The following is a 25972-nucleotide window of genomic DNA, read 5'->3' as shown; positions in this document are numbered from 1 at the left end:
ACAGGTGGAATGAAATATGAAAAGATTTTTATTTAATAATAAATGGAGAACTTTGTTTTGGTTATTGGCGCTCGTCAATATGGGCGTCATTTTATGGTTGGTCGCTTTAGTTTTTCTTCCTAGTTCTTACACGATTGTAAATGTCGATCAGGAAAAGAAGAGCTCGGAAGCTGAATTCACTATTGTATCAACGAAAGAAAACATGGAACAGCTTGCTAATGAATATTTAGGAGAGCTCTCCACCCAAACTGTCTTCGATTATTCTATTTCATTAGATCGGAATGTAACCTTAGTTGGTAACATCCGGGCGTTTGAACAGGTTATACCCGTCAAACTCGAGTTAAATCCGAAGGTGCAGAAAAATGGGGACCTTATACTGGAACAAGAGCGTATTTCTTTGGGGCAACTCCCACTTCCTAACAAGAAAGTATTAGAATTCGTCAAAGATAATTACAACCTACCTGAATGGGTCAAGGTCAACCCCAACGATGAAAACATTTATGTAGCTGTTACCCAAATGGATACTGCGAGCAATTTCAATGTTAAAGTCGATCGCTTCAACTTGAATGCCAACCAGTTAGCATTTAAAATCTCTGTACCAAGCGACTCCTTCCAATTCGCGCAAAGAATGGTAGAAGACAACTTTTAATCCGAAGAATCCCACCATTCCTATAGGCTTTATGGATGATTGCTCTTCACTTTTTATGATAAAATCACACTATCAGTCCCAAGAGAAGGAAGTGACATTAATGCGCGTCGTCGATAACATTTCTGATTTAATTGGTGATACCCCGCTAGTCAAATTAAATCGGGTGGCTCCAAAGGGTGGAGCTGACATATATATGAAGCTAGAGAAGTACAATCCGAGTGGCAGCGTTAAAGATCGGGCTGCTTTCAATATGATGGAACAAGCAGAGAAAGACGGACATTTAAAAGAGGGTTCAACTATTATTGAGCCAACCAGCGGCAACACCGGTATCGGTATTGCCATGAACGCTGCTGCAAAGGGATATCGTGCTATTCTTGTCATGCCCGATACAATGACTCAAGAACGTATTAATCTATTGAAGGCATATGGAGCGGAAATCATCCTTACCCCAGGTGACGAGAAAATGCCAGGAGCGATCGCCAAGGCAAAGGAGCTCGTCGACCAAATGGAAGGAAGTTTTATGCCGATGCAATTTGAAAATATGGCTAATCCTGACTCCCATCGCTTTACTACAGCAGCTGAAATCAGTGAAGCTATGGATGAATTAGGCAAACCTTTAACAGCCTTCGTATCTACAGCTGGAACAGGCGGGACCATCACCGGGACAGGCGAGGAGTTGAAAAAGCGTTTCAATGATATGACGATCCATGTAGCTGAGCCTGCCGGTTCTGCTGTACTATCAGGTGGGAAACCAGGAAAACATAAGTTGGTCGGTACAAGCCCGGGCTTCATCCCAAGCATCCTTAACCAAGAGATCTATGATGAAATTTTTCAAGTGACGGATGAAAATGCTTATGATATCACCCGTCGTCTTGCCCGAGAGGAAGGTTTGCTGCTTGGCACCTCAGCCGGTGCTGCATGCTGGGCTGCTATTCAAGTAGCAAAAACAAAACAACCAGGAGATGTAATCGTATGTATCGCTCCTGATACGGGCGAACGTTATCTATCCGGAGATCTCTTCCGCTACTAAAGGAAAACGAGTTGTTTCCCAACCACTCCTTATTCTTATACAGTAACGAACCCCCCTCATCTCATTACCGGGGCTTCCAGTATCCTGCACGTTTTGTGAAATAACTTCATTTTTCAACAAAAGGAGCCCGATTACTAATCGAGCTCCTTTTATAATCGATATAAATCTCTGAATCTTAAATGCCAGCCTAAGTGATAAGAAAAAACTCGACAAAGGATGACTACAATAAATAACATGTACGTTTGCCAGGCACTCCCGACATCGATGAATCCAAGACCGATTAACAAACCTGCCATCATTGCCCAAACGGCGTAAATTTCCTGATGAAGGACCATCGGCCTGCGCTGTGCTAACACATCCCTTGTCACCCCTCCACCGACTCCTGTCAAAATGGCCGCAAAAATAATCCCACCCAAAGGAAAATCATTTGAGATAGCGAAAGAGGCACCTTGCAATGCAAAAGCAGATAAGCCGACTGCATCAGGATAGATATTCCACCGGTCCCATGTCATCACCCAGCTTTTCGGGAAGAAATAGACAATAGCAATTGTTCCTAAGGCTACGTAAAGCAAATACCCTTGTTCCCACACATGTACAACCGGAATATCAAGCGCTATATTCCGGATTATGCCTCCCGCGAATGGGGTAGCAATTCCAAGTATGAAAGTTCCGAATATATCATACCGTTCGTTCAGAGCTACGATAGCCCCACTGAACGCAAACGCACTCACAGCTAAAATGTTCAATATATCCCATGTCATATTTCTCCCCCTCTCTAAATTCAACGATTCCATTTCTTAAATAATCAGACTGCATTATTATATCAGACCTTACTTCATAAATTAGCAAAATTAATTAAATTACAGTGCTGCCCCTCGATAAAAAAATGCATACACATTTTGAATAAGGAAATCCCCCAAGAATATAAGCAGAAGGAAGTTTTGACATCTCCTATATCCCATTGTATAATTATCTTGAATTCAAGATAATTTGACTGGGAGGTATGTAAATGGAATTAAAAGGTATTCACCACGTATCTGCTATAACAGCTAATGCAAAAAATAATTATGATTTTTATACAAATGTTTTAGGAATGCGTTTAGTGAAAAAAACGGTGAACCAAGACGCCCCTTCTATGTATCATTTGTTTTATGCTGACGAAAAAGGTCGTCCCGGGACGGATTTGACATTTTTTGAAATAAATCGGGCTGGCCACACCTATCCAGGTCCAAGGAGCATTTCAACTACCTCTTTGCGAGTAAATAATGATGAAGCACTTGTATATTGGCAAGGTCGCCTTGAAGAATACGGTGTCGATCAAGATCCCCTCAAAGAGCGATTAGGGAGAAAAACTTTATCTTTTCGCGACCCTGAAGGCCAACGTCTGATGATTGTTTCCGATGAACAGAATAGAGGAGTTGCAGCCGGGAAACCATGGGATAAATCCACCGTACCAACTGAAAGTGGAATTACTGGCCTAGGTCCTGTCCACCTTACTGTATCTGAAGCAGAAAAGACAGAAAATGTTCTGACAGACATTCTGGGATTCCGGAAAAAAGGAACATATGATCAATGGGTGGTTTATGAAACCGGTGAAGGGGGTTCAGGAGCTGAAGTACACCTTGAGGAACAACCGGGGTTACAACCAGAAAAGCCTGGGCGTGGCAGTGTTCATCACGTGGCGTTCCGTGTGGATAATGAGCAGGAGTTAAAGAAATGGCAGGACATCATACAAGCGTCTGGTTTTCCTAACTCAGGAGTTGTCGACCGTTATTACTTTAAGTCCCTTTATTTCCGAGAGGCTAACCATATACTTTTCGAACTTGCTACGGATGGGCCAGGTTTCGCGACTGACGAAGATCTTGACCATCTTGGCGAAAGTCTTGCACTTCCTCCATTCTTGGAACATAAAAGAGAAGAAATCGAAAAAAACTTGGATCCGCTTTCTACGATTAATAGTAATTAAAAAAAGGGACTGGGACAAAACACTAACTGGCACAGGAAAAGACGAACATTTGGGGGGAATGGATCAAATGGTGCCAGAGCGGCGTATGCATTTATTGCTTCATAATGAAAACCCGAACGAAAAATTCGTTCGGGTTTTTTAGCGGAAAAATTCTTTTGTCCAGCCTCTTTTTTTTATTCTTCTAATCGATTTTTCACCCAGTTGATAAGGCCACCCATTTGCATGATTTCTATTTGACGATCTGAAAGAGCATGTTCAAGTTTAAGTGTCTTATCCTTACCTTTGACTTCCACTTCCACCTGAGGTGATTGTTTGATTTTATCACGCAAGCCTTTGAAAACGAGCACATCCCCTTGTTCTAAATCCTTCAAATCTGATGGATCAACGAAGGTTAGAGGCAGGACTCCAAAGTTTCCAAGGTTCTGCCAGTGGATACGCGCAAAATCTTCTACAATAGCCACTTTCAAACCGAGATATTTTGGTGCCAATGCTGCGTGTTCACGGCTCGACCCCTGACCATAGTTCGCTCCTGCTACTACCGCATGACCACCTTCACTTTTGATTTTCATCGCTCGATCATGATAGGTTTCATCAACGATTTCAAAGGTGAATTTACTGATTTCAGGAAGGTTACTGCGGTATGGAAGAACACGCGCACCTCCCGCTAATATTTCATCAGTTGAGATATCATCACCCATTTTCAGCAATATAGGCAATTCCATATCATTCGGCAATTCATCCATTTCTGGAATAGAAGCTACGTTCGGTCCTTTTACAAGCTCTACCTCTTTGGCTTCATTAAAAGGCAACGGCTTATCCAATAGCCTTGTATCTACAGTCGGTTGGTCCAACTCTTGCACAGACGGAAAATCAAAATCTGATTTTCTTGGGTCTGTGATTTTCCCTGTCAAAGCAGAAACGGCAGCTGTTTCAGGACTGCATAGGAACACACTATCCTCTTTAGTTCCTGAACGGCCAGGGAAGTTCCTAGGAGTGGTCCTCAAGCTGTTTCTACCAGTGGCAGGGGCTTGCCCCATACCGATACAACCATTACACCCTGCCTGGTGAAGTCGAGCGCCGGCTTGGAGGAAGTTCGCTATATGCCCTTCTTGAGAAAGATCGATCAACATCTGCCTTGAAGTCGGGTTCAAATCAAAAGAAACCCCATCAGCAATGTGTCGACCTTCAACGATTTTTGACACAATCGCAAAATCGCGATACCCAGGGTTCGCTGAAGAACCTACATATGATTGATAAATCGGTTCTCCTTCGAGTTCTTCCACAGGCACTACATTTCCTGGGCTTGAAGGCTTAGCTACCATTGGACCAATTTCAGAAAGGTTCAATTCATCATGGACATCGTAAGTAGCACCATCGTCTGCTTTCAATTCAATCCATTCATCTTCACGCCCTTGAAGCTTCATAAACCTTTTCGTTTCTTCATCTGAAGGAAAAACGGTACCTGTTGCCCCAAGTTCTGCCCCCATATTGGCAATGACATGCCGGTCCATAGCGGTAAGGTTCTTCAACCCGGGACCGTAATATTCGAATACATGGTTGACACCACCTTTGACTCCATGTCTTTTCAGCATCTCTAAAATGGCATCTTTAGCACTGACCCAATCAGGAAGTTCCCCTGTCACTTTAACGCCCCAAACTTTTGGCATTTTTACATAGAAGGGCTCACCTGCAATGGCCATAGCGACATCAATGCCACCCGCACCCATTGCAAGCATTCCCATACAACCGTTCGCACATGTATGGCTGTCAGACCCTAGTAATGTTTTACCGGGCTTGGCAAGCCGTTGCATGTGTACAGGGTGACTGACTCCATTTCCCGGGCGACTGAAATGTAAACCGAATCTTTTAGCAGCACTCTCCAAGAAAAGGTGATCATCAGGATTCTTGCTATCCTCCTGGATTAAGTTATGATCCACATATTGAGCGGAAGCTTCTGTTTTAGCACGATCGATCCCCATCGCTTCTAGTTCCAACATTACCATTGTACCTGTTGCATCTTGTGTAAGTGTTTGATCAATTTTCAAACCGATTTCCGAACCAGGAGTCATCTCACCTTCTATAAGATGATCTTTAATTAATTTTTGTGTGACATTATAACTCACACTGATTCCTCCTTTACAATAAGTATAAGATTTGTGTCCATCATGATGGCGATATTTTATGCCTATACCTTTTATACCCGTAATGTCGAAGGATTACTCATATCTTCCAGAACGTTTCCGACCTAACCAATAAAAAACAAGCGTAATTATGCTTATATTCTCCCATTTAAATGGAAATCTGTGAAAGTCATTATGTAAAAATCCCCTTTAAGCCAGAAATTCACCCCGACTTGGGAAACTAGTGAATATAGTTGAAATTTACTAATCGAACATGTATTCTAAAGTTAGATTTGAAAGAGAGAACACTCTGACAAATCACAGTTGATCAACTAGGTGTGTGGAAAATGGAATATGGTAAAGTACTTCGATTCCATCGAGTAAAGCAAGGGTTAACTCAAAATCAGTTAGCCGATGGAATAATCTCGCCAGCGTACTTATCGAAGATTGAGAATGATCAAACCGTTCCAGCGTTCGAGGTGCTTGAGTTACTTTACGAACGTCTTGGTCTCGATTTTCATGATTCTTCTTACAACCACCCTTCAAAAGAAAAATTGAAGGAATGGTATGAAACGATTGTTTTCAAACGTAAAGAAGAAGCAAGGAAATTGAAGGATGATCTCATTCAACAGAAAGATACGCTCAACAACCATCATTTGTATATTTTTTATGAATTGTTCCGCATTCGCCATCTGCTGTTAGAAAACGAGGTGGAGAAGGCTTACGTAGCATGGAAAGATATCCGTCAACATGAAGATACATTTGATGAAGAGATGGAGTACTACTTTCATTTAAGTTCTGGACTGCTAGAATATTATCGAGGCAACTATGACGAATCTTTTCAACAATTAATGGAGGCAAAGAACTACAGTTCCTCAATCGTACATGAGCTAGAAGATTGGGAAATCAGTGATCTTTATTACATCTTGGCTTTAAGTACTAGCCAAGCCAACCATATATCAGCCTCTGTATTCTATGTTGACCAAGCCTTAGAAATATATCAAGCAAGGTATGACTTGGAAAAAAGTGCAGATTGTCATATCTTACAAGGTATCAACTATAGTAAGTTGAAAAATTATGCTAAGGCGTTAGAGAACTTTCATATGGCTAGAAAGATTGCCATGCAAACTCTGAACCGTAATCAGCTGAATTTAGTTTATATCAACATTGGTACACTGGAATCCAGAATCGGCAATCATGAATCCGCAATACAAAATTATAAAAAAAGCCTGTATTATAATGATTCTGATACAACTTATAAACAATCCTACCTATTAACTACTATACACAGTTTAATATTGGAACATTATAGGTTAAGTGATTTTGATGGTTGCTTAGATTGGATAAATGAAGGTGAGCAAGAATTAAAAAAGCTCCCCTCCAAACCCCATGAACTACACTTTAATTTTTATAAATTAATTATTAAAAATGACCCAACCGTCATTAGTCACTTAGAGGAAGTTATAATCCCTTACTTTCAAGATAAAAAGGAACATATTTATATCATCCGGTATTCAATGGTTCTCGCTGATTTACTCGAGAAAAAAAGGATGTACAAAAAGTCAACAAACTACTTACGGTTAGCAATTCAATTGTTAAATAAACATTCTCACTTAGGAGGTATTCTATTATGAAGAAATTTCTTGCCCTTATTGGAATTGTAGCGTTTCTAGCTACAGCAGCATTTGCGCCAGGGATCCAGGATAGTGCTGAGGATGCATATCCGCAGCCATTATCCTTTGATCAAGTTTAATTTACGTGTTAATTTAGTTTTCATATAATTAGCACCTCCCCTAATCCTATACCTATACAAACTTTCGCCTCTACCTCTAATGGTAGAGGTCTTTTTTTGAGCAGATGATTCAGTACATATGACTCCTGCAATTATATGTATAAGTAAGGATATTATTTTACATAATGCAAACAAAAAACACGGCTTCGTTACAAAGCCGTGTTTGCTGATCAATCCGTTACTATTTATTTTCTTTACTCCAAGCACCATACCCGCCTTGTAAGTTCAATACGTTCTTAAAGCCGTAAGCTTGAAGTAAGCTTGCACCGATTGCAGATCTCATACCTGATTGACAATGGACTATAGGAGTACGATCAGAAGGTATTTTCTCTAAGCTGTCCTTCAGCTTTCCAAGCATTATATGCTGTGCCCCCTCAATATGGCCTTCTTCCCATTCATCAGGATTCCTGACATCAATGATGACATATTCACGATTACTCCTATAACTTTCCTCTAACTCTTCAGCAGTTATACTTTTATATGTTTCCAAGCCTCCAAAACTTTTCAACTCAGAAACCTCGACATAACCAACTAAATCATCTAAGCCAATCGATTCTAAGGAGCCTTTTATGGCTGCAAGCTCTTTTTCGTCAGCTACCACTATAATGTGTTGATTATATTCAACAATCCACCCTGCCCAGTTGGTAAATGAACGGTTGTAAGGGATATTAATGGTCCCTTGTAAATGGCCACTAGCAAATTCGCTCGCATCCCTAGTATCCAAAATCACAAAATCGTTCGTGCGATAATGTTCAAGCTTATCTGCTGGTACTTTTTCTATCCTTCTTTCTTTATTTAATGACGGTCCTTCTTTATTCAACTTCTTCATCATGGCAAAGTATGTCGGTGGTTCCGGTTGACCATCTAACAACTCTGCAATGAACTCAGCTTCACTATTATGGCGTAAGGCCCAATTATTTTCTTTTTCATAACCGATCGTAGAGGATGGTACAGCTCCTAATGATTTACCACAAGCACTGCCTGCTCCGTGACCTGGCCACACTTGGACAAAATCAGGGAGACTTTTAAACCTCTTTATGGACTGGAACATTTCCTTTGCCCCATCCTTTGCTGTTCCTTCTGCACCTGCAGATTTTTCTAATAGATCAGGGCGCCCAACATCACCGACAAATACGAAATCTCCCGTGAAGACACCCATAGGAACATCTGAACCTCCACCTTCATCTGTCAGCAAAAATGAGAGACTTTCAGGGGTGTGTCCAGGAGTGTGCATGACCTCCAAACGTACAAAACCAACATGGATGTCATCACCGTCTTTAACAAGCTGATGGTCTACTTCTTCCAAGTACTGGTACTTCCAATCATCCCCTCCCTCATCCGAGAGGTAAAGTTTCACATTCTTTTTGTTTGCTAATTCACGTGCACCTGAAAGGAAGTCTGCATGAATATGCGTTTCGGCCGCCTGCTTTATTGTAAGACCTTCCTTTTCGGCTGTTTCCAAATATGGGCTGAGATCTCTTCCAGGGTCAATAACAATTGCATCACCGGTCTTTTGACAAGCGACCATATAAGACATCTGTGCTAGATGATCATCAAAAAAAGACTTAAAAAACATTCAAATACCTCCAATATCATTGCTATATGTATTATACCCTCATCCGTATATTAAAAACATTTAAATCGCCCTATATCCTTTTCCATGTTATCACTCCACACTCCTTTTTCCTTATGTTTTGCCATTGTGGTAGTGAGTATATATTAATAGGGCTGTTCAATATTGCGTCTATAATTCAGAATACTGAAATTCAATATGCAGACCAGGAATCTCTAGTCATACAATGTTGGAACTTTAAGGATTATAAAAAAGCAGTGCGCTGGAAAAAACGCACTACTTCTCTTCAAAATATTTTGCAAATGTATCGTAGGGGTTTTTTTCTTTAAGCGAAGTTAGGATGAGATGATTGTTGCAGAACTCATTAATTTCCACCGCATCGATTTCTTCATAATTCAAGCCTTCAATTTTCGACTCAATCATAAATTTGATTTCGTTCATTCGCCCTAATGTTTTACGGCTTTTCGTTTTTGTATAAACAATTTCATCTGCTGCTCCCAGCATGTAATCAGCAATTTCCTGATCAACTTCCAATAGTTGGAAAAGTTGCTGAAGTGAACCTTTTATCACACTATCCAGATGTTCAAACTGTTGCTTCCGTAAACCGAATAACGTAAGGTTCAAGCCGGTTTCATTATTAATCAAAAGCAAGCATTTTCTACGGTTGAGGGTGATAATATTCGCATGCCATTGATGGATTTCAGGGACATTATTATATTCTTCGACATCCTCTATAGGTTTTCTCAATTCATTTTGCAGCTTTTTAGTAGCTCCAATTACGAACATTCTTTCCACCCCATTACTTTTTATTCTACTTCTATTTTAACGTTTTACTAAAAAAAAACAAAGGAGAACCCAGAATGCGGTTCTCCTTTGTTTCAGACCTTTGTACGCCGGGCGAAATCAACGAATTGAAATTTATCCGGCCTATGCCTGGATTCAGTGAATTGGAAAACTGTCGTATCAGAAAGATAGACGTAGCTTCTTATGACGACCACTTGAGAGTGACCATTCAAGTCTAAGAACTCCAAATCTTCTTCGGTAATCGGCTCAATGACAATTTCCTTTTTAGCAAAGCTTATTTCTAAACCAAGAGCTTTCTCAATATAGTCATACAGCGATTGCTCAGCAATTTCTTTCGTCAAATCAGGGATCAGGTCTTCTCGGAGATAATCTTTATCCAAAATAATCCTTTCACCGCTGATTTCTCTCGACCGCACTACTTTCCACAACCTAGAGGTTTTGTTGCAGTTCAATTGCTTCGCAACTTCTCCTTTTCCCTTGACTAGCGTCAGCTCATGCACGTGAGTTTGAAAATTCTGTCCCATTTTAATGGCCAACTCTTTGAAACTTGTCAGTCCTGAAACAGGAAATTCAAATTTGTTTTGATCTAATACAACTGAACCTTTTCCACGCACTTTTTGGATATAACCATTCTGAGAAAGCAGGCTCAATGCTTTCCGGATTGTTTCCCGTGATGTGCTATATTGTGCGCTTAAGTCATGTTCAGAAGGTAGAGTGTCACCAGCAGAAAAATCGCCCTGCTGAATCAATTGTACGAGTTTGTTATAAATTTCGACATACTTATTTTTCATCGTCCATCACCTTACTCAGTATATCAGTGACTTTGAATATGATAAACCACAGACTCGTATGGACGCAGACTCACATTCTTATAGTCCCCTGTAGAGTCACTGTAATTACTCAGTAAGATTCCTGCTTTCCCTTCCATTATAGTGTCTGCTGGCCATTTGAAAGAGGTATCCTCACCATAAAAATTATTAACGACTAACAATTGTTCACCATTCCATTCACGTAAGTATGCAAAGACTCTCTCATGATCCGGGGTCAACAATCGGTAGTCTCCATGTGTGATGATCTCGTGTGATTTCCTCAGTTCAATCAGCTTTTGGTAATGCTTGAAAACCGAGTCCTCATTATTCTTTACGACTTCTGCATTGATGTCTTTATAGTTGTCAGCAACATCGATCCAGGGAGTACCGCTTGTGAAGCCTGCGTGCTCTCCCTTATTCCATTGGACAGGGGTACGCGAATTATCCCGTGATTTTTGCTTCAGTATCTCCAGGATTTCTTCTTCACTCACCCCTTCTGCTTTAAACTCTTTATACATATTCAAAGATTCTACATCGCGATAACGGTGGATGCTTTCAAAGTTGGGGTTCGTCATCCCGATTTCTTCCCCCTGATAAATATAAGGAGTCCCTTGCATCATATGGATCGTAGTCGCGAGCATTTTCCCTGATTCTATGGGGTAGTGTACGTCATCGCCAAACCGGGAAAGAACTCTCGGTTGATCATGATTACACCAGAACAAAGCATTCCATCCGTTCCCTTTATTCATTTCCCGCTGCCATTGGGAAAGAATGCCTTTCAATTGATGGAAATCGAAGTCAGCGACAGTCCACTTATTCCCATTTGGGTAATCGACTTTCAAATGATGAAAGTTGAAAGTCATGCTCAACTCATTTCGATCAGGAGCTGTGTACTTCACACAGTGATCGATGGTCGTGGAAGACATTTCCCCTACAGTCATCAAATCATAAGGTTTAAATACAGCCTGGTTCATTTCCTGCATATACTCGTGGACTCTTGGCCCATCTGTGTAAAATTTACGTCCGTCTCCTGGTGCGACACTTCCATCGTCATTCGGGAACTTTTGATTTTTAGAAATGAGGTTGATGACGTCCAACCGGAACCCATCAACTCCTTTAATCGCCCAGAAGCGCATCATTTCATAAATATCTTCACGGACTTGTTCATTTTCCCAATTCAAATCTGCTTGGGTGACATCGAATAGGTGCAAGTAATATTGCCCCGTATTATCATCGTATTTCCAAGCGCTCCCCCCAAATTTTGACTTCCAGTTCGTAGGTTCCTCTCCATTGACAGGGTCCCGCCAAATGTAATAATTACGATAGGGGTTATCCTTGGATTTCCGAGATTCCTGAAACCACTTATGATCTGTCGAAGTGTGATTGACCACGATATCCATGATCAATTTCATACCACGTTCATGAGTTTCCTTTAATAAACGTTCAAAGTCCTCCATGGTGCCATACTCATCATGAATGTCATAGTAATCACTAATATCATACCCATTGTCGTTCTGCGGGGACTTGTACATCGGGGTCAGCCATAGAACATCAACCCCGAGTTCATTCAAATAGTCCAGCTTTTCGATGATACCCTGGATATCACCGACTCCACTTCCGGTCGTATCATTAAAGCTTTTCGGATAAATCTGATAAACGACAGCTTTTTTCCACCAAGGTTGTTCAATCATTGTAGTAGCACCACCGTTTCAAGTTTTTAAACGTCTTTTTTGCGCTTAGCATAAAGGTAAGTTCCGACAGATGGCAGGATGATGACAATGGCCATGCCGATAATGAAATCTAACCAGTAATCCGTGACAATAGAGAAAATCCCGGGTACGCCCCCGACACCAATGGAATTAGCCAATACACCTTGAGCAGAAATGTATAGTCCTGCAATGGCTGACGAACTGATTGCGATTATAAACGGATATTTAAAACGAAGGTTTACACCGAACAAGGCCGGCTCTGTAATACCTAACCACGCTGAAATACCAGAGGACAATCCCAAACCTTTTAATTTGTCATCTTTAGAAGCAGCCCAGATTGCAAACGCCGCTGAACCTTGGGCGATGTTGGACAAAGCAAGCATTGGCCATAAGAAGGTCGTACCAGTACTACCGACCAGTTGAATATCTACAGCGAGGAAAGTATGGTGCATACCTGTAATAACCAGCACACCATACAGGCCACCATAAATCAGACCACCTAGCCATGCGAACATATCGAATGTAGCGACAAGACCATCTGTAATCCAGTTACCAATGGCGAATGTGACAGGACCGATTATGATGAAGGTCAAGAAACCAGTTAACAGCAAAGCTATTGGTCCTACAAATAAGAGTTGAATACTATCCGGAATACGCTTACGTAAAAAAAGTTCGATTTTCGTCAATAAGTATGATGCAACCAGAACAGGTAACACTTGTCCTTGATAACCGATCTTCTCAACTGTCATACCGAATAAATCCCACGTCGGTACGGATCCTTCTTTAACAGCTTCACCATAAGACCATGCATTCAACAAGTCAGGGTGAACAAGAACTAAACCAATAACAATACCAAGTATCGGGCTGCCACCGAATTTTTTAACGGCCGACCACCCTATGAGACCAGGTAAGAATACGAAGGCGGTGTTCGCGATGATGATAATCATATTAGCTATCCCTGACCATTGCGGATACACATCAATGATGGATTGGTCATCCCAGAAAATACCGGTCGCTGTAAGGATATTATTAATCCCTAATAAGAGACCAGCCGTTACAATCGCAGGTAAAATCGGTATAAAGATGTCAGCTAATGTTTTGATGGCACGTTGTAATGGATTCATTTTTTGTTTGGATGCTTCTTTCACTTCCTCTTTTGACGATTCCCCGACTCCAGCCAGGTCGACGAGTTCCTTATAAACTTTATCGACAGTACCTTGACCTACGACGATTTGAAATTGACCATTAGTAGAAAATGCACCTTTTACGGCATCAATATTATTCAACTTTTCCTGATCAACAATTCCTTCATCGTGCAATGCTAATCGAAGTCGAGTGACACAATGTGTCGCAGCAGACAAGTTTTCCTTTCCACCGATAGCTTCTAATATTTGCTCGGCTTGCTTTCTGTGATTCATTTCCATACCTCCCTGGGTAATTTAGTTTTATTCACAGTCATCATCGGGACTTTACCTGAACCAATTACAGATGCTCCAGCGACTGGCTTGCATTTCAAAGGCATCACTATTCGTGAAGATGACCTGGCTCTATATTTCCAAATCCAAAAACACGGACTACTTAACCGCTTACACAAACAACAACTTGTATATACATGATCTAATTTAGATTATAATCTGTATATACAAGTTTTGCAACCGTTATCATTTTGTTAATATAGTTGGAATTCCCTTCCCTCTCAATTAAAAACGCTATAAGTGACAAACGATAAAAACTAAATCGGTAATATAAGCAAAAAGGTTTGAGCGCAGACGAGGTTATGATATATATTTAGAGTGTCGAAATATATAGGAAGAAGGGATTTCTATCCTGGACAATGAAGTACAATCCAGAAAAAATTTATGGATCATGTGGTTTGCTAACTTTTTCATAGCAGGCAGCATTACTATGGTTTTACCTTTTATTTCTCTTTATATAGAAGAGCTTGGCAACTTCTCAGATGAGTTCGTACAAACATGGTCAGGATGGGTTTTCGGAATTACATTCGTTTCTGCCTTCATCTGTTCTCCTGTATGGGGGAAAATCGGGGATAAGTACGGCAGGAAAAAAATCCTCATCATTTCAGCTGTAGGACTCGCTTTATCTGTACTTCTGATGGGGTTCGTAACGACTGTATGGCAATTATTCATGCTCAGGTTATTCATGGGAGTTTTCACCGGTTTCATTCCCATGTCCCAGGCACTCATCTCTACCCAAACGCCGAAAAATATCGCTGGACAGGTTTTGGGGACTTTACAAACAGGGAGCATCACTGGAAGTCTGCTAGGGCCGATGCTGGGAGGTTGGATTGCCGATTCGATCGGATATGCGACCACTTTTCAATTCGTTTCCATCACTATATGTTTATCTGCCATCATCGTTTATTATGGTATTCAAGAACAACGAATTGAAAATGATAATGTTGACGAAAAAGCGAGTTACCAAACAAAAGAAGTTCTCTCACATATAATCAAACACCCAGTCCTGCTGATGGTGATGATTGTTTCCTTATTTGTACAAATCGCTCACTTCAGTATCCAGCCGATTTTATCCTTGTTTGTAGGAGAGTTACATGGGGCGGAAAACCTTGCCTTATTCTCTGGAATCGCTTTTTCAGCTGCGGGTCTTGGTAATTTGATGATGGCAAAACGCTGGGGGAGAATTGCTGATAAATTAGGCTATATCAAAATTCTAGTTTTCTTACTTTTTATGGCAGGGCTGGTTTATTTCCCTGCTGCCTTCGTTACGAATATATGGCAACTGGTCTTCTTACGCTTTTTACTTGGAGTATCTATTGGAGGAATCATCCCCGTACGGACTGCTTATATCAGACAGGAAGCCCCTATTGCTATGCAAGGAGAAGTTCTGGGATATAATACCAGCATTCGTTTTCTCGGCAACATTATCGGCCCTGCGATGGGCGGTATGATTGCTGGCGCATATGGCTTTTCTATGGTCTTTTTTGTCACCAGTGGTCTCTTATTTCTTTGCGGAGGATTGATGTTGATCACTATGCAGAAAAACGAACCTGCCGCCAAACAAGTTCCCAGCTATTAATGAATAATTCCTCCCTCTTCTGTTAAAATATGTGTAAAGACCATCTGGAGGAATCTTATGAAACGTGCCTTGATTATTATTGATTACACAAATGATTTTGTTTCTGAAAACGGTGCATTAACATGTGGTCTACCTGCACAAGCGCTTGAGGGGTATGTAACCAGCCTCACTGAGCAATTCTTAAAAAGCGAAGATTTTGTCGTTTTCGGTGTCGACGCGCACCAAGAGGGAGATCCATACCATCCAGAAACCGATTTGTTCCCTCCCCACAACATTAGAGGGACAGAGGGGCGTAAGCTCTTTGGTTCCCTGCAGAGTCTTTACGAAGAATACCAAATGAAGTCCAATTTATCTTACATGGATAAAACGCGATACAGCGCTTTTGCAGGTACGGACTTGGATTTGATGCTCAGACAAAGAAGGATTACCGACCTCCACATTGCCGGAGTCTGCACAGATATCTGTGTTCTTCATACTGCGGTGGATGCTTATAACCTTGGATATAAGCTCACTATTCACCGGGATGGAGTTGCAAGTTTCAACCCTACCGGTCATGAATGGGCAATTTCTCACTTTGAGAATTCACTCGGAGCTACTGTGTTATAGGTTGTGTTTATTCATGCAGGAAAATCACTTTAATAGAAACCCACAAAGGCCTCCCTTCATTGAGTCAATGAAGGGAGGCCTTTTACATTGCCAAATTATTCAGCCATTTTTCTATCATGGAAAGTTGTGGTATAGTATTTCGGGTGTCTAACGAATAATTCCTTTGAATAAGGAGGGGGACTTATATGAAATCTATGTCTCGTCCTTCAAATGAACACTTTCGAACGGTGTTCATCTTGAGCGCATCAATTTTGATTGTTGTTATGAATACGACGATGTTCAATATCGCTTTACCAAATATATTAAGTGAATTCTCCTTACAACCTTCTGAGGGAGCCTGGATAGTGTCAGGTTACTCGATTGTTTTGGCAATTTTCACAATCACTTTTACTAGATTATCAGATTATCTCCCAATTCGAACTTTGTTAACCATCGGGATTTCAATTTTCAGCTTATCGTCATTTATCGGTTTCTTTGCCGACAGCTACCTATGGCTGCTCATTTCCCGCTTATGCCAAGCTGCAGGGGCAGCGTCGATCCCGGGCCTGTCTATGGTTTTCGCCGGGAGGTACATTCCTATGACCAGACGTGGAAGTGCTTATGCTCTTATTGCCTCTGCGACATCTCTGGGATTCGGGCTAGGACCTGTCGTGGGTGGATTGATTACAGATTATCTGAATTGGAACTTTTTATTCATCGTGACCTTCATGGTATTCGGCGTCCTCCCTGTCCTGTATAAGTTTATGCCTTTAGAACAAGCAGAACGTGGACGCTTCGATGTCATTGGAGCAATATTATCCGGTACGAGTGCTACTTTGTTTCTTTTATATATTTCAACATTCACACATTTTTACTTGCTCGGGGGCTTGTTATCTGCTGCTTTATTATGGTGGCGGATAAACAGAACAAAAGCACCTTTCATTCAACCCGAACTAGTGTTGAATAGCCATTACCGCAGAATAGTGTTCATGAGTTATATCGGTTTCACTCTCCACTTTGCGGTACTTTTTTTGATGCCGATTATGCTTGAACAAGTATATGGACACGGAGCGGCAGCCATTGGTTTCATTATTTTCCCAGGTGCCATCCTATCTGCTGTCGCCGCTATTTACGTCGGACGGTTGATCGATTCATATGGAAATATCAAAGTGCTGCTCTTATCCCAGATTTTATTGATGATCTCTGCATTGGTTTTTTTCTTCTTAGCCGGAGTCAATCCTTATATGATCATGGTCGCATATATGTTCACAAGTTTTGGTTTTTCCAGCCTATCTTCCAGTTCTACAAATGAAATCTCAAAAATCTTGCCGAATAATCAAATCGGTGCTGGGATAGGATTAAAACAACAAACCCACTTTATAGGGAGCGCTACCGGTTCTGTGCTTGCCGGTATTTTGCTGGAAATAAGTTCACAGCCCTACACAGCAGTGAATTTCAAGCTTCCCTTCGGTATTTTAATTATTTTGATGGTTGCATCATGGACGACTCTTTTCGTTTACTCACGAAAGATCAAACACCTAGCTGTTGTTCAAAAAAATGACATTTGATTTTTCTTGTAAAATTAAATATGATGAACTATGGACATTTCTGTTATAAATAACTGATATAGATATAAATATAGGAGGAATCACTTATGAGCTCAAATGATTACCGAGTTCTGTTGTATTATAAGTATACCGACCTTCCTGATTATGAAGAATATTGCACTAACCACTTAGAGTTCTGTAAAAACCTTGGCTTAAAAGGAAGAATCATCGTTTCTCATGAAGGGATTAACGGAACGGTTTCAGGTACAGTTGAGCAAGTTGAAGAATATATGGAATATGTACGTTCTGATAAGCGTTTTGCTGACATCCACTTCAAGATTGACGAACATGAGGGCCATGCTTTTAAGAAAATGCATTGCCGAGTCAAACCTGAACTTGTAAACTGGAGTATTGAAAACGATGATATTGATCCGAAAAGCTTCGGTGGAAAGCACTTGAAGCCTAAAGAGTTCAATGAACTGTTAAAAGATGATGACACGATTGTCATTGATGGACGTAACGAATATGAATATAGGATCGGCCACTTCCGTAATGCTATTCAACCTGCTGTGAACCATTCACGTGAATTTCCTGAGTGGGTTGCTGAAAATGCCGACCAATGGAAAGACAAAAAGGTTCTGACCTATTGCACAGGAGGAATCCGTTGCGAGAAATTGACAGGGATTCTGAAGAAAAATGGTGTCGAAGATGTCTACCAGCTTGAGGGCGGCATCACAACTTATGGGAAAGACCCAGAAGTTAAAGGCGAACTTTTCGACGGTAAAATGTACGTATTCGATGAACGTATCGCAGTTCCGGTCAACCAGGTTGAAGAGAAAGTGATTGCTCAATGCGAGCATTGTGGCAAATCGGAAGACCGCATGATCAACTGCAGCAATCCAGTATGCAATCGTCAATATGTATGTTGCAGAGAATGCGAAGAATCACACCATGCCGCATGTACAGCAGAATGTAAAGAGCATCCTGAGAACCGTTGGGATGTCGAGCGTAAAAAACAAATTGATAAATACGACAAAGTTAATGGATAAACCTTCCCCCTTTCTATAAGAAAGGGGGCTTATTTTTGATGCTCAATATGTAAGAAGCCTTCCACACCTACAAGTTGTTGATCTTTCAAATAAATGCCTCCCCCTTCAGCTATCCCGTAACCTTTAGGAACTCCAGTTCGCTTGAGTGCCGCTTCTAAATTTTTATGTTCGTTCCATTCTAAAAAATGTGCAGAAATAACCACACCCTTTAAAAGCCCTATTCCCGTCTTCACCACTTGAATCCTCTCTGGATGATCCTCAGGAGAAATCACACAATATTCTGGTGAAATTAGCGCCCCCGCAGAAAAACCGGCTATTGGCTGTCCCTGCTGAAATTTATCCTGCAAAATATTTGTCAACTCTGTTTTGATGATGTAATCGTGATAAGCCAACGTGTCTCCACCGCCAATAATTACTCCTCCACTTCCGCTTAAACGGTTGAGTTCCTGCTCACTATAGTGAGATTTTAACGGGAAATGGTCAGCTTCTACTTTCATTCCACTGGTGTATTTAGGCAAATAATCGACGGATCCTTCCCTTTCTATGTACAGTACTGTAACCTTAGGCTGCTCCAGAGCATTCTCAAATTTTGAGGCGAGTCGTGGAGTAAATGGCGGACTAGATCCGAACAAAAACAAATGTGTGCTGCTTTCCATACTCGACCCTCCCTTATAATAAAGCTATTTTAAGTATAGGTGGATATTTCCAGTGCCGGATTATTCGATAAGATGGCAGTTATCTTGCAGACTTGATTTCGAGATTCTTGTGGGAATTAGGGGCTTCGGGGAAGAGGGAGGGCGCTTTCCTGCGGAGGAACTGGCAGCCTCCTCGGTTCATTGTGAAGCGACCCCTTATTGTTGGACACTTTCAAAGAGGTGTCTAAAGTGACGAAATTTGGTTCAGAACTGAAATTACAAATTGCTAAACGCTACTTACAAGGATTCATCAGTTATAGGGATTTAGCGTCAGAAACAGGTGTTGATGATTCATCTATTCGCTATTGGGTGAAGTTGGTTCGACATCATGGTGATCAAGCCTTTGTTTTTCCCTATACAAACTATTCGCCTGCCTTTAAACTGGAATTAATTCAATTTATCGAACGAACGGGTTGTTCCATTCGGGAGGCATCGGCGATTTACCATATTCCTGACTCTTCTATGGCTCGAAGGTGGAAGGAAAAGTGGAAAAAAGGTGGATACGATGCCCTTCGGATGTATGAAAAGGGGTCGAAAGCCGTGTCGGAAAAGAAAAACAACACCGATGAGTCTATTGAGTCAGTTAAGAGAGAGAACGAACAATTACGTGCGGAGAACGCTTATTTAAAAAAGTTGAATGCCTTAGTTCACGAGAAGGAAAAATCGGCACAAAAGAAAAAGCGCAAGTAATCCAAGAACTAAGGCACGCATTCCGCCTCCAAGTGCTGATTAAGGTCGCCGGCCTAGCACACAGTACCTTTTATTATGCCAGTAAAAAGCTAAGCCAGCCCGACCCTGACCGCAAGTGGAAAAGGAGGGTTCTCTTCATCTATAACACTCATAATGGCCGTGTAGGATACCGTAGAATTACGGACATCCTCGTGAGAAAAAATTATAAGGTTAACCACAAGAAAGTCTACCGAATCATGGTAGCGCTGGGCATTGCATGTCAGGTGAACCAAAAGAAATACGTCTCTTATAAAGGGAAGGTTGGGAAAACCGCCGATAACGTACTAGACCGCCATTTCAAGAGTGATCGCCCCAATCAGAAATGGGTCACAGACATTACGGAATTCCGCGTGTTCTCCCAGAAATTTTACTTGTCTCCTGTCCTTGGCCTATTCAATGGAGAGATCATTTCCTACACCTTAGGCGAAAGACCGACTTTTTCTCTTGTAGAGGAGATGCTTGACCAAGCACTGGAAAAGAAGGAGGAACACGAAGATCTTCTCATCCATTCGGATCAAGGTTGGCATTACCAAATGGCTCAGTTCCGAAAGAAACTCCAAGATCACAACATCACTCAAAGTATGTCTAGGAAAGGGAACTGTCATGATAATTCAGTGATGGAGAATTTTTTCGGCATCTTTAAATCGGAATTCTTATACTATGAAGAATTTGATAGTATTCAACATTTCAAAGATCGTTTTGAGACATATATGCATTACTACAACCATCTTAGAGTCAAATCCAGGTTAAAGGGAAACAGTCCTGTCTTAGAAAGGCAAATGTATGAAAAAGCATCATAAACTATGTGTCCAATTTTATGGGGTCAGCACACACTCACTACGGGGTCTCACCTAGCTCCTTCTCCCGCGAGAGTCTCTCCTTTCCTCTACAACTCTAGCCATATTAGTTTCTCGAAATCGCTAGAGGGAGAACCTCCCCTTTATTGGGTAGACAAATCATACTTTAGTGCGCTGAAAAATAGAATTTCCCATTCACCAGCCACCATCTCCTTATACGAAAGTATCGAAACTGAGCATTCAAGATATGGGAGGTTTCATTGAAGAATGCCAGCTTTGTGGATTAGAATGTTTAAGAGATTACTTTATTCCTGTGTTCTGTGGGCAGCATGATAAGTCGAACCAATCCCGCGATCGAATGATATCGCATAGCGGATTGCACTCGTCACGAAAGACTTCGCACGACGTATCGCTTCCTCCACAGAGCTTCCTTTTGCTAGTTCAGCTACAATGGCTGCTGAGTAAGTACATCCTGCACCACTCGTATGGATGGTAGCGACACGTTCAGATTCCAATTCAACCATGCTATTCCCATCGTAAAGAATATCGACAGCAGGGTAGTCGTCCAGTCCCCCTCCTTTCACTAATATATACGAAGGACCTAAATGATATAAATCCCTGGCCACTGTTTTCATGTCCTCTGGAGTTTCAGGCACGGGGCAGTCTAGTATGCGGGCTGCTTCATGCAAATTAGGAGTGATGACCGTCGCGAGAGGCATCAAGTCCCTCTTCAAACTCTCAATAGCTTCATCACGGAGCAGTTGAGAGCCCATTTTCCCGATCATTACAGGGTCGACCACTACGTGAGGTACTTTTGAATCCTGAATAAGAGAGGCTATACGTTCGATGATATCTTTATTGAAAAGCATACCCGTCTTTAAAGCGTCTACACCCACATGCTCCAGTGAAGCGTATACTTGAGCCTCGATCGACTCGATCGGTTGTGTGAAAATACCCTGTCCTGTCTTGCTATTATTAGCCACAATAGCTGTAATGGCACTCATTCCATATACATCGAATTCCTGAAAAGTCTTCAAGTCAGCTTGAATGCCCGCACTTCCCTGTGAGGCAGAACCTGCAATCGTCAAAACCTTTGATATGCTCATCATAAATGGACCCCCTCTATTCTTTCTAAATAAATTGTATCAGAATTTATAAACAGTTTGCTATTATCCCCTATCAGGAATAAGTTAAAATGAAGAAGAAGGAGATAACTTTAATGAAGCCTTTCACCCAGAAAACCATCCAAATAATAAAAAATATCCCGCCCGGAAAAGTCATGACATATGGTCAAGTTGCACAATGGGCAGGCAATCCAAGATCTGCTAGACAAGTAGCTCGAATACTTCACACAATGAGTCGTAAGCACAAACTTCCTTGGCACAGGGTTCTAAACGCTCAAGGGCAGATTAGTATTAAAGATGAATCACTAGCAGAAATTCAAAAAATATCTCTACAAGCCGAAGGAATTACGGTTATCAACTATAAAATCCAGTTAGGTCAGTACTTGTTGAAAGACGAACTATACCACGAAGACACTTTCATCTGATCTTTACTGTACATAACGAAGGATGTGTTGAGAATGTTTGAAATTAAACCATATCCAGACCTCTCCTGGTCATTATCCCGACACAAAACGATGCTGACATGTTTGCGGAAATACGCTTATGACTATTATGTTTCCCATAACGGGTGGTTGAACCAGGCTGATACATTAGCCCGGCAGACTTACCGCTTAAAAAAGATCACAAACTTGGAAATGCTTTTCGGAAGCATTGTCCACGACCTCATTTACCAAACCATCCAAAACACTTTGAAAAACCAGCCGATATTGGATGAAGGAGCGTTTACAGATGAGGTACGCCATCATCTGAACAGAGGGTTTATCGAGTCTACAAAAAAAGAGCACCTTTGGCAGAACCGCCCAAAACATTATACGATGCTTCACGAAATCTATTATAGCCAAACAAACACACTCCCAGAGGGAAAAATCAGCAAAATCACAGACCGACTTGACACGACGGTGAAAAACTTTTTTGCCAGCCAAACTTTTTCAGATGTATTGAACAAAGAAAATATGAAATTCATAGAGTCTGAAACTTTCCGATTCATGAAAACGGACGGGATAAAGATTTTCATCGTCATGGACCTCGTTTATAAAGATTTGAAACGTAACAAATGGGTAATTGTAGATTGGAAGACAGGTAAGTCATCAGATGAGGACCGAAATCAGCTTGCCTTGTACGCCCTTTATTTAAAACAGAAACACAATATTCATTCTCTTGAGGACATTATCATCCGAAATGAATATTTGGTTGATGGCACTCATGTTGAACATCAATTGACTGAACAGGATTTAATTAATGTCCAACACCTCTACCAAATTAGTATGGAACAGATGAGGTCATTCTTAGAAGATGCCAGTAAAAACCAGCCGCTTCCGATTGGGCAATTCCCTATGCAGGAAGATCCTAGAGTTTGCGCGCGTTGCAACTACCAGGAATTGTGCTTTTCCACTTAACACTAAAAGGCTTATGTTTGAATCCTTCCTAAAGTGGCTAAATAGAGGATGGAGAGACATTACATGGAAGGAGTCGTGGTGAAAGATGAAAGTACTTGTCGCAGGAGCGAATGGACATACCGGTCGTTTGCTTATCCAATATTTAAAAGAAGATGGTCATGAACCATTTGGCTTAATACGAAAAGAAGAACAAAAAGCTAAAATCGAAGAGTTGGGTGGTACCCCTATCTTAGCAGACGTCACCCAGCAAGACGTGGGTTATGCTGTGAAAGGGATGGACGCTGTAATGTTTGCAGCTGGATCCGGCTCCAGTACGGGACCAGAACAAACAGAAGCCGTCGACCGTGATGGTGCGATCAACCTTGCAAAAGCCACAGAAAACCTTGGCATCAAAAAGTTTGTCATGCTAAGTGCTATCGCAGCAGGAGACCCTAGTAGAGGTCCAGAAGAGCTTGGACATTACTTGAAAATGAAAGGCGAAGCAGATGAATATCTGAAAACAACTGAGCTTGATTATACAGTTGTCCGCCCTGGTGGACTTACTCACGAGGAAGGTACTAGTAAAATTCAAGTTGGCGAAACAGTCGACAGAGGAACCATCCCTCGCGCAGATGTTGCCAAAACGATGATCGCTGCCCTCCAGGAACAGAATGCTTACCACAAAACATTTGAATTAATTTCTGGAGACACACAAATTGAAGAAGCTTTAAAAACTTTATAAACGCAAAAATCAACCTCAATAAATCAAAATGAACTTCCCCCTTTTTTACAATACAGCCCAGCCTTTTCTTAATAAAGGGCTGGGCTTTTTTTCATTAAAATATTTCCACACATACCCACATCATCAAGAAAAATCTTGCCCCCACTCAGATTTTGCTATAATGTGTATACTTGGCGCTTTAAAGGAGTAGTGAATATGAAAGGCTCATTAATCAAGCAACACCGCAAATTTAAGAATATGACCTTAGAAGATCTTGCATCAGGAATTTGTTCCGTATCCTACTTAAGTAAAATTGAACATAATACGATTAACGCCAGTGATGAAATCTACCGCCTACTTGGCGAGCGTTTGAAAATAAAGTTAACAGACATCAATCAGGATTTTGACGAAAATATTCATAGGGACCTTTTAGAATGGCACGAAGTTATTCAACGTCGTGACTTAACTTTGATGACTGAATATCACAATCAGTGTAAAGAAGCATTAAAAGATAATCATAATACAGAGCTGACTCATTTATATACTATTGTTAGGTCCCGTCATACCATGAAAATGAATGAAGGCCTTCTTTCCGATTCTGATTTAATAGAACTGGAGAATATATTTCCGTATTCAAACAAAGAATACAAGTTTTTCTACCACAAAACCATGGGCATTCATTACCTGTTAAAAGGTCACCAGTTTAAACAAGCACTTCAACACTTTCATAAAACTGAGGAGTTATTGAAAGCCCTCCCTCTTAACGATAGTGAAACTTATTTTCACTTGGCTCTAGCTTATTCTCAAACCCGAGCTGCTGTAGAATCTAATTATTATGCTCATATTGCGCTTGAAGGTTATATTAAGGATTTCGATTACGACAGAATAGTGGATACTTATATGATAATCGCACTGAACTATAGATCTTTAGAAATCTATTCGATAGCTGAAGAATACTTTCAAAAATTGCTCAAAATATCAAAATACCATTTGAAACCCTTGGAAAAACGGAGGGTATTTCACAACTTAGGATATATTTATGCTAATCAGGCAAGATATGAAGAAGCACTTGAATACCTGAAAAAGGCTTATAGTATTAAAACAGATGAAGAATATTTTTATGTAAATACTATTTATTTGTTTGCCTCCACTTATTTCTATTCAGGTAACATTGATGAAGCATGGGAACATATCCATCTAGGTGAAAAAGAAGCAGAAAAATATGACATTCAATTTTTCAGGAATAAATTTTTTATATTAAAACACACAATCCAAGACTCCCTTCAGGATGAACAGTTCATAAATAAGCTTGAAAAAGAAATTGTACCTTATTCAAGAGAAAACAATGAATATGGAGAGTATAAAATCTATAACGAAATGCTTGGAAACCTTTACTTTGATAAACGAATGTATAAAAAAGCTGCCATGTATTATAAAGAAGCTAATAACTACAGAAACACCCAGAAAAAAGACTTCCTATAAAAAAGTCGTAAAAAACATGGATAAATACAGTTAGCAACCAAAAAAGATTCTAAACACGGCCCAAGGCTTAAGCCTTGGGCCGTGTTTAGAATCTTTTTACGAGTCATTAATCAAAATGGTTCAATATTACAAGGAATAGATTTTTGCAGAAATGATTGTGATTTTCTGTAGGATTTCACCGCTGCCATTTTCCACTATACCTATAACAAGATACACTGCTTTATTCTTGACATCATAACAACAAAGTTGCAGACACGTTCCATCAAGATAACGAAATGGAATAACTCTTTTTTGGAAAGGACCACACTGCCAGACTTCTACCTCCCCATAACAACCATTGTGATATTAATGATAGCAGATG

At 40.8% G+C, this 25972-nt stretch carries 24 protein-coding genes; 15 read left to right on the top strand and 9 right to left on the bottom strand.

The window, feature by feature from the left end:
* Positions 1 to 16: 16 nt before the first annotated feature.
* Positions 17 to 649: a YpmS family protein gene (locus HLI_RS13500; protein WP_128525446.1), complete on the top strand. Its 633-nt coding sequence runs from the start codon at positions 17 to 19 to the stop codon at positions 647 to 649.
* 100 nt (positions 650 to 749) lie between these two features.
* Positions 750 to 1679: a cysteine synthase A gene (gene cysK / locus HLI_RS13495; protein ID WP_128525445.1), complete on the top strand. Its 930-nt coding sequence runs from the start codon at positions 750 to 752 to the stop codon at positions 1677 to 1679.
* A 149-nt stretch (positions 1680 to 1828) separates the two neighbouring features.
* Here cysK and HLI_RS13490 read toward each other — a convergent pair whose 3' ends face one another.
* Positions 1829 to 2440 (bottom strand): trimeric intracellular cation channel family protein, encoded by a 612-nt coding sequence (locus tag HLI_RS13490; RefSeq protein ID WP_128525444.1) that lies wholly within the window; start codon positions 2438 to 2440, stop codon positions 1829 to 1831.
* 248 nt (positions 2441 to 2688) lie between these two features.
* Between HLI_RS13490 and HLI_RS13485 the strand changes: the two genes are divergently transcribed.
* On the top strand, positions 2689 to 3645 hold the full coding sequence (locus HLI_RS13485) for a ring-cleaving dioxygenase (protein WP_128525443.1): 957 nt from the start codon (positions 2689 to 2691) through the stop codon (positions 3643 to 3645).
* A gap of 173 nt (positions 3646 to 3818) precedes the next feature.
* On the opposite strand, the gene HLI_RS13480 is transcribed toward HLI_RS13485, so the two are convergent.
* Complete coding sequence (locus HLI_RS13480; protein ID WP_128525442.1) at positions 3819 to 5768, bottom strand: aconitate hydratase; 1950 nt, start codon at positions 5766 to 5768, stop codon at positions 3819 to 3821.
* A 344-nt stretch (positions 5769 to 6112) separates the two neighbouring features.
* Here HLI_RS13480 and HLI_RS13475 point away from each other — a divergent pair, with 344 nt between their 5' ends.
* A complete protein-coding gene (locus tag HLI_RS13475; protein ID WP_128525441.1) occupies positions 6113 to 7399 on the top strand; it encodes a helix-turn-helix transcriptional regulator in 1287 nt (428 codons plus the stop codon).
* Positions 7396 to 7518, top strand: a complete 123-nt coding sequence (locus HLI_RS22145) for a hypothetical protein (protein ID WP_277750290.1) — start codon at positions 7396 to 7398, stop codon at positions 7516 to 7518. Before HLI_RS13475 ends, HLI_RS22145 begins: the two co-directional genes overlap by 4 nt.
* 220 nt (positions 7519 to 7738) lie before the next feature.
* Here HLI_RS22145 and HLI_RS13470 read toward each other — a convergent pair whose 3' ends face one another.
* The 5 genes from HLI_RS13470 to treP form a co-directional block, all read right to left on the bottom strand.
* A complete protein-coding gene (locus HLI_RS13470; RefSeq protein ID WP_128525440.1) occupies positions 7739 to 9133 on the bottom strand; it encodes an MBL fold metallo-hydrolase in 1395 nt (464 codons plus the stop codon).
* 273 nt (positions 9134 to 9406) lie between these two features.
* Positions 9407 to 9916 (bottom strand): DUF6933 domain-containing protein, encoded by a 510-nt coding sequence (locus HLI_RS13465; RefSeq protein WP_128525439.1) that lies wholly within the window; start codon positions 9914 to 9916, stop codon positions 9407 to 9409.
* Positions 9917 to 10008: 92 nt separating this feature from the next.
* Positions 10009 to 10725 carry a trehalose operon repressor gene (gene treR, locus HLI_RS13460; protein ID WP_128525438.1) on the bottom strand — a complete coding sequence of 239 codons (717 nt, stop codon included), beginning with the start codon at positions 10723 to 10725 and terminating at the stop codon, positions 10009 to 10011.
* Between the two features lie 23 nt (positions 10726 to 10748).
* Positions 10749 to 12434 carry an alpha,alpha-phosphotrehalase gene (treC, locus tag HLI_RS13455; protein ID WP_277750289.1) on the bottom strand — a complete coding sequence of 562 codons (1686 nt, stop codon included), beginning with the start codon at positions 12432 to 12434 and terminating at the stop codon, positions 10749 to 10751.
* Positions 12435 to 12460: 26 nt separating this feature from the next.
* Positions 12461 to 13870, bottom strand: a complete 1410-nt coding sequence (treP, locus tag HLI_RS13450; protein ID WP_128525437.1) for a PTS system trehalose-specific EIIBC component — start codon at positions 13868 to 13870, stop codon at positions 12461 to 12463.
* On the opposite strand from treP, the gene HLI_RS21695 reads away from it, so the two are divergent.
* The 5 genes from HLI_RS21695 (at position 13862) to HLI_RS13430 (ending at position 18687) form a co-directional block, all read left to right on the top strand.
* Positions 13862 to 14068: a hypothetical protein gene (locus HLI_RS21695; protein ID WP_164908562.1), complete on the top strand. Its 207-nt coding sequence runs from the start codon at positions 13862 to 13864 to the stop codon at positions 14066 to 14068. The genes treP and HLI_RS21695 overlap by 9 nt on opposite strands.
* A gap of 250 nt (positions 14069 to 14318) precedes the next feature.
* Positions 14319 to 15506, top strand: coding sequence for an MFS transporter (locus tag HLI_RS13445; RefSeq protein ID WP_128525436.1), 1188 nt, complete (start codon positions 14319 to 14321; stop codon positions 15504 to 15506).
* A 57-nt stretch (positions 15507 to 15563) separates the two neighbouring features.
* Positions 15564 to 16112, top strand: a complete 549-nt coding sequence (locus HLI_RS13440; protein ID WP_128525435.1) for a cysteine hydrolase family protein — start codon at positions 15564 to 15566, stop codon at positions 16110 to 16112.
* Positions 16113 to 16297: 185 nt separating this feature from the next.
* Entirely contained in the window at positions 16298 to 17659 is a 1362-nt protein-coding gene (locus tag HLI_RS13435) for an MFS transporter (RefSeq protein WP_128525434.1), read from the top strand.
* Between the two features lie 86 nt (positions 17660 to 17745).
* On the top strand, positions 17746 to 18687 hold the full coding sequence (locus HLI_RS13430) for an oxygen-dependent tRNA uridine(34) hydroxylase TrhO (RefSeq protein ID WP_128525433.1): 942 nt from the start codon (positions 17746 to 17748) through the stop codon (positions 18685 to 18687).
* Positions 18688 to 18716: 29 nt separating this feature from the next.
* Here the strand turns inward: HLI_RS13430 and HLI_RS13425 are convergent, their stop codons facing one another.
* The gene (locus HLI_RS13425) at positions 18717 to 19343 is read right to left on the bottom strand and encodes a Type 1 glutamine amidotransferase-like domain-containing protein (protein ID WP_128525432.1); all 627 of its coding nucleotides are present in this window, start codon (positions 19341 to 19343) and stop codon (positions 18717 to 18719) included.
* Between the two features lie 228 nt (positions 19344 to 19571).
* Here HLI_RS13425 and HLI_RS13420 point away from each other — a divergent pair.
* Positions 19572 to 20911, top strand: a protein-coding gene (locus HLI_RS13420) for an IS3 family transposase (protein WP_128525431.1) whose coding sequence is annotated in 2 segments (ribosomal slippage) — positions 19572 to 20022 and positions 20022 to 20911 — 1341 coding nt in all. Because the reading frame shifts where the segments join, the coding sequence is not laid out codon by codon here.
* Positions 20912 to 21213: 302 nt separating this feature from the next.
* Here the strand turns inward: HLI_RS13420 and thiD are convergent.
* Positions 21214 to 22014, bottom strand: a complete 801-nt coding sequence (thiD, locus tag HLI_RS13415; protein ID WP_128526895.1) for a bifunctional hydroxymethylpyrimidine kinase/phosphomethylpyrimidine kinase — start codon at positions 22012 to 22014, stop codon at positions 21214 to 21216.
* A gap of 113 nt (positions 22015 to 22127) precedes the next feature.
* Here thiD and HLI_RS13410 point away from each other — a divergent pair, with 113 nt between their 5' ends.
* The 4 genes from HLI_RS13410 to HLI_RS13395 all read left to right on the top strand — a co-directional run bounded on the left by HLI_RS13410 (position 22128) and on the right by HLI_RS13395 (position 25611).
* Positions 22128 to 22457 (top strand): MGMT family protein, encoded by a 330-nt coding sequence (locus HLI_RS13410; RefSeq protein ID WP_128525430.1) that lies wholly within the window; start codon positions 22128 to 22130, stop codon positions 22455 to 22457.
* Positions 22458 to 22490: 33 nt separating this feature from the next.
* Entirely contained in the window at positions 22491 to 23429 is a 939-nt protein-coding gene (locus HLI_RS13405; protein WP_128525429.1) for a PD-(D/E)XK nuclease family protein, read from the top strand.
* Positions 23430 to 23514: 85 nt separating this feature from the next.
* Complete coding sequence (locus HLI_RS13400; RefSeq protein ID WP_128525428.1) at positions 23515 to 24150, top strand: SDR family oxidoreductase; 636 nt, start codon at positions 23515 to 23517, stop codon at positions 24148 to 24150.
* A gap of 195 nt (positions 24151 to 24345) precedes the next feature.
* The gene (locus HLI_RS13395; RefSeq protein WP_128525427.1) at positions 24346 to 25611 is read left to right on the top strand and encodes a helix-turn-helix domain-containing protein; all 1266 of its coding nucleotides are present in this window, start codon (positions 24346 to 24348) and stop codon (positions 25609 to 25611) included.
* The last annotated feature ends 361 nt before the right edge of the window (positions 25612 to 25972 follow it).

This window comes from Halobacillus litoralis, assembly GCF_004101865.1.
GTDB classification, from domain to species: domain Bacteria; phylum Bacillota; class Bacilli; order Bacillales; family Halobacillaceae; genus Halobacillus; species Halobacillus litoralis_A.
The sequence above is the reverse complement of the archived record's forward strand: the minus strand, read 5'-3'. Positions and strand labels throughout refer to the sequence as shown.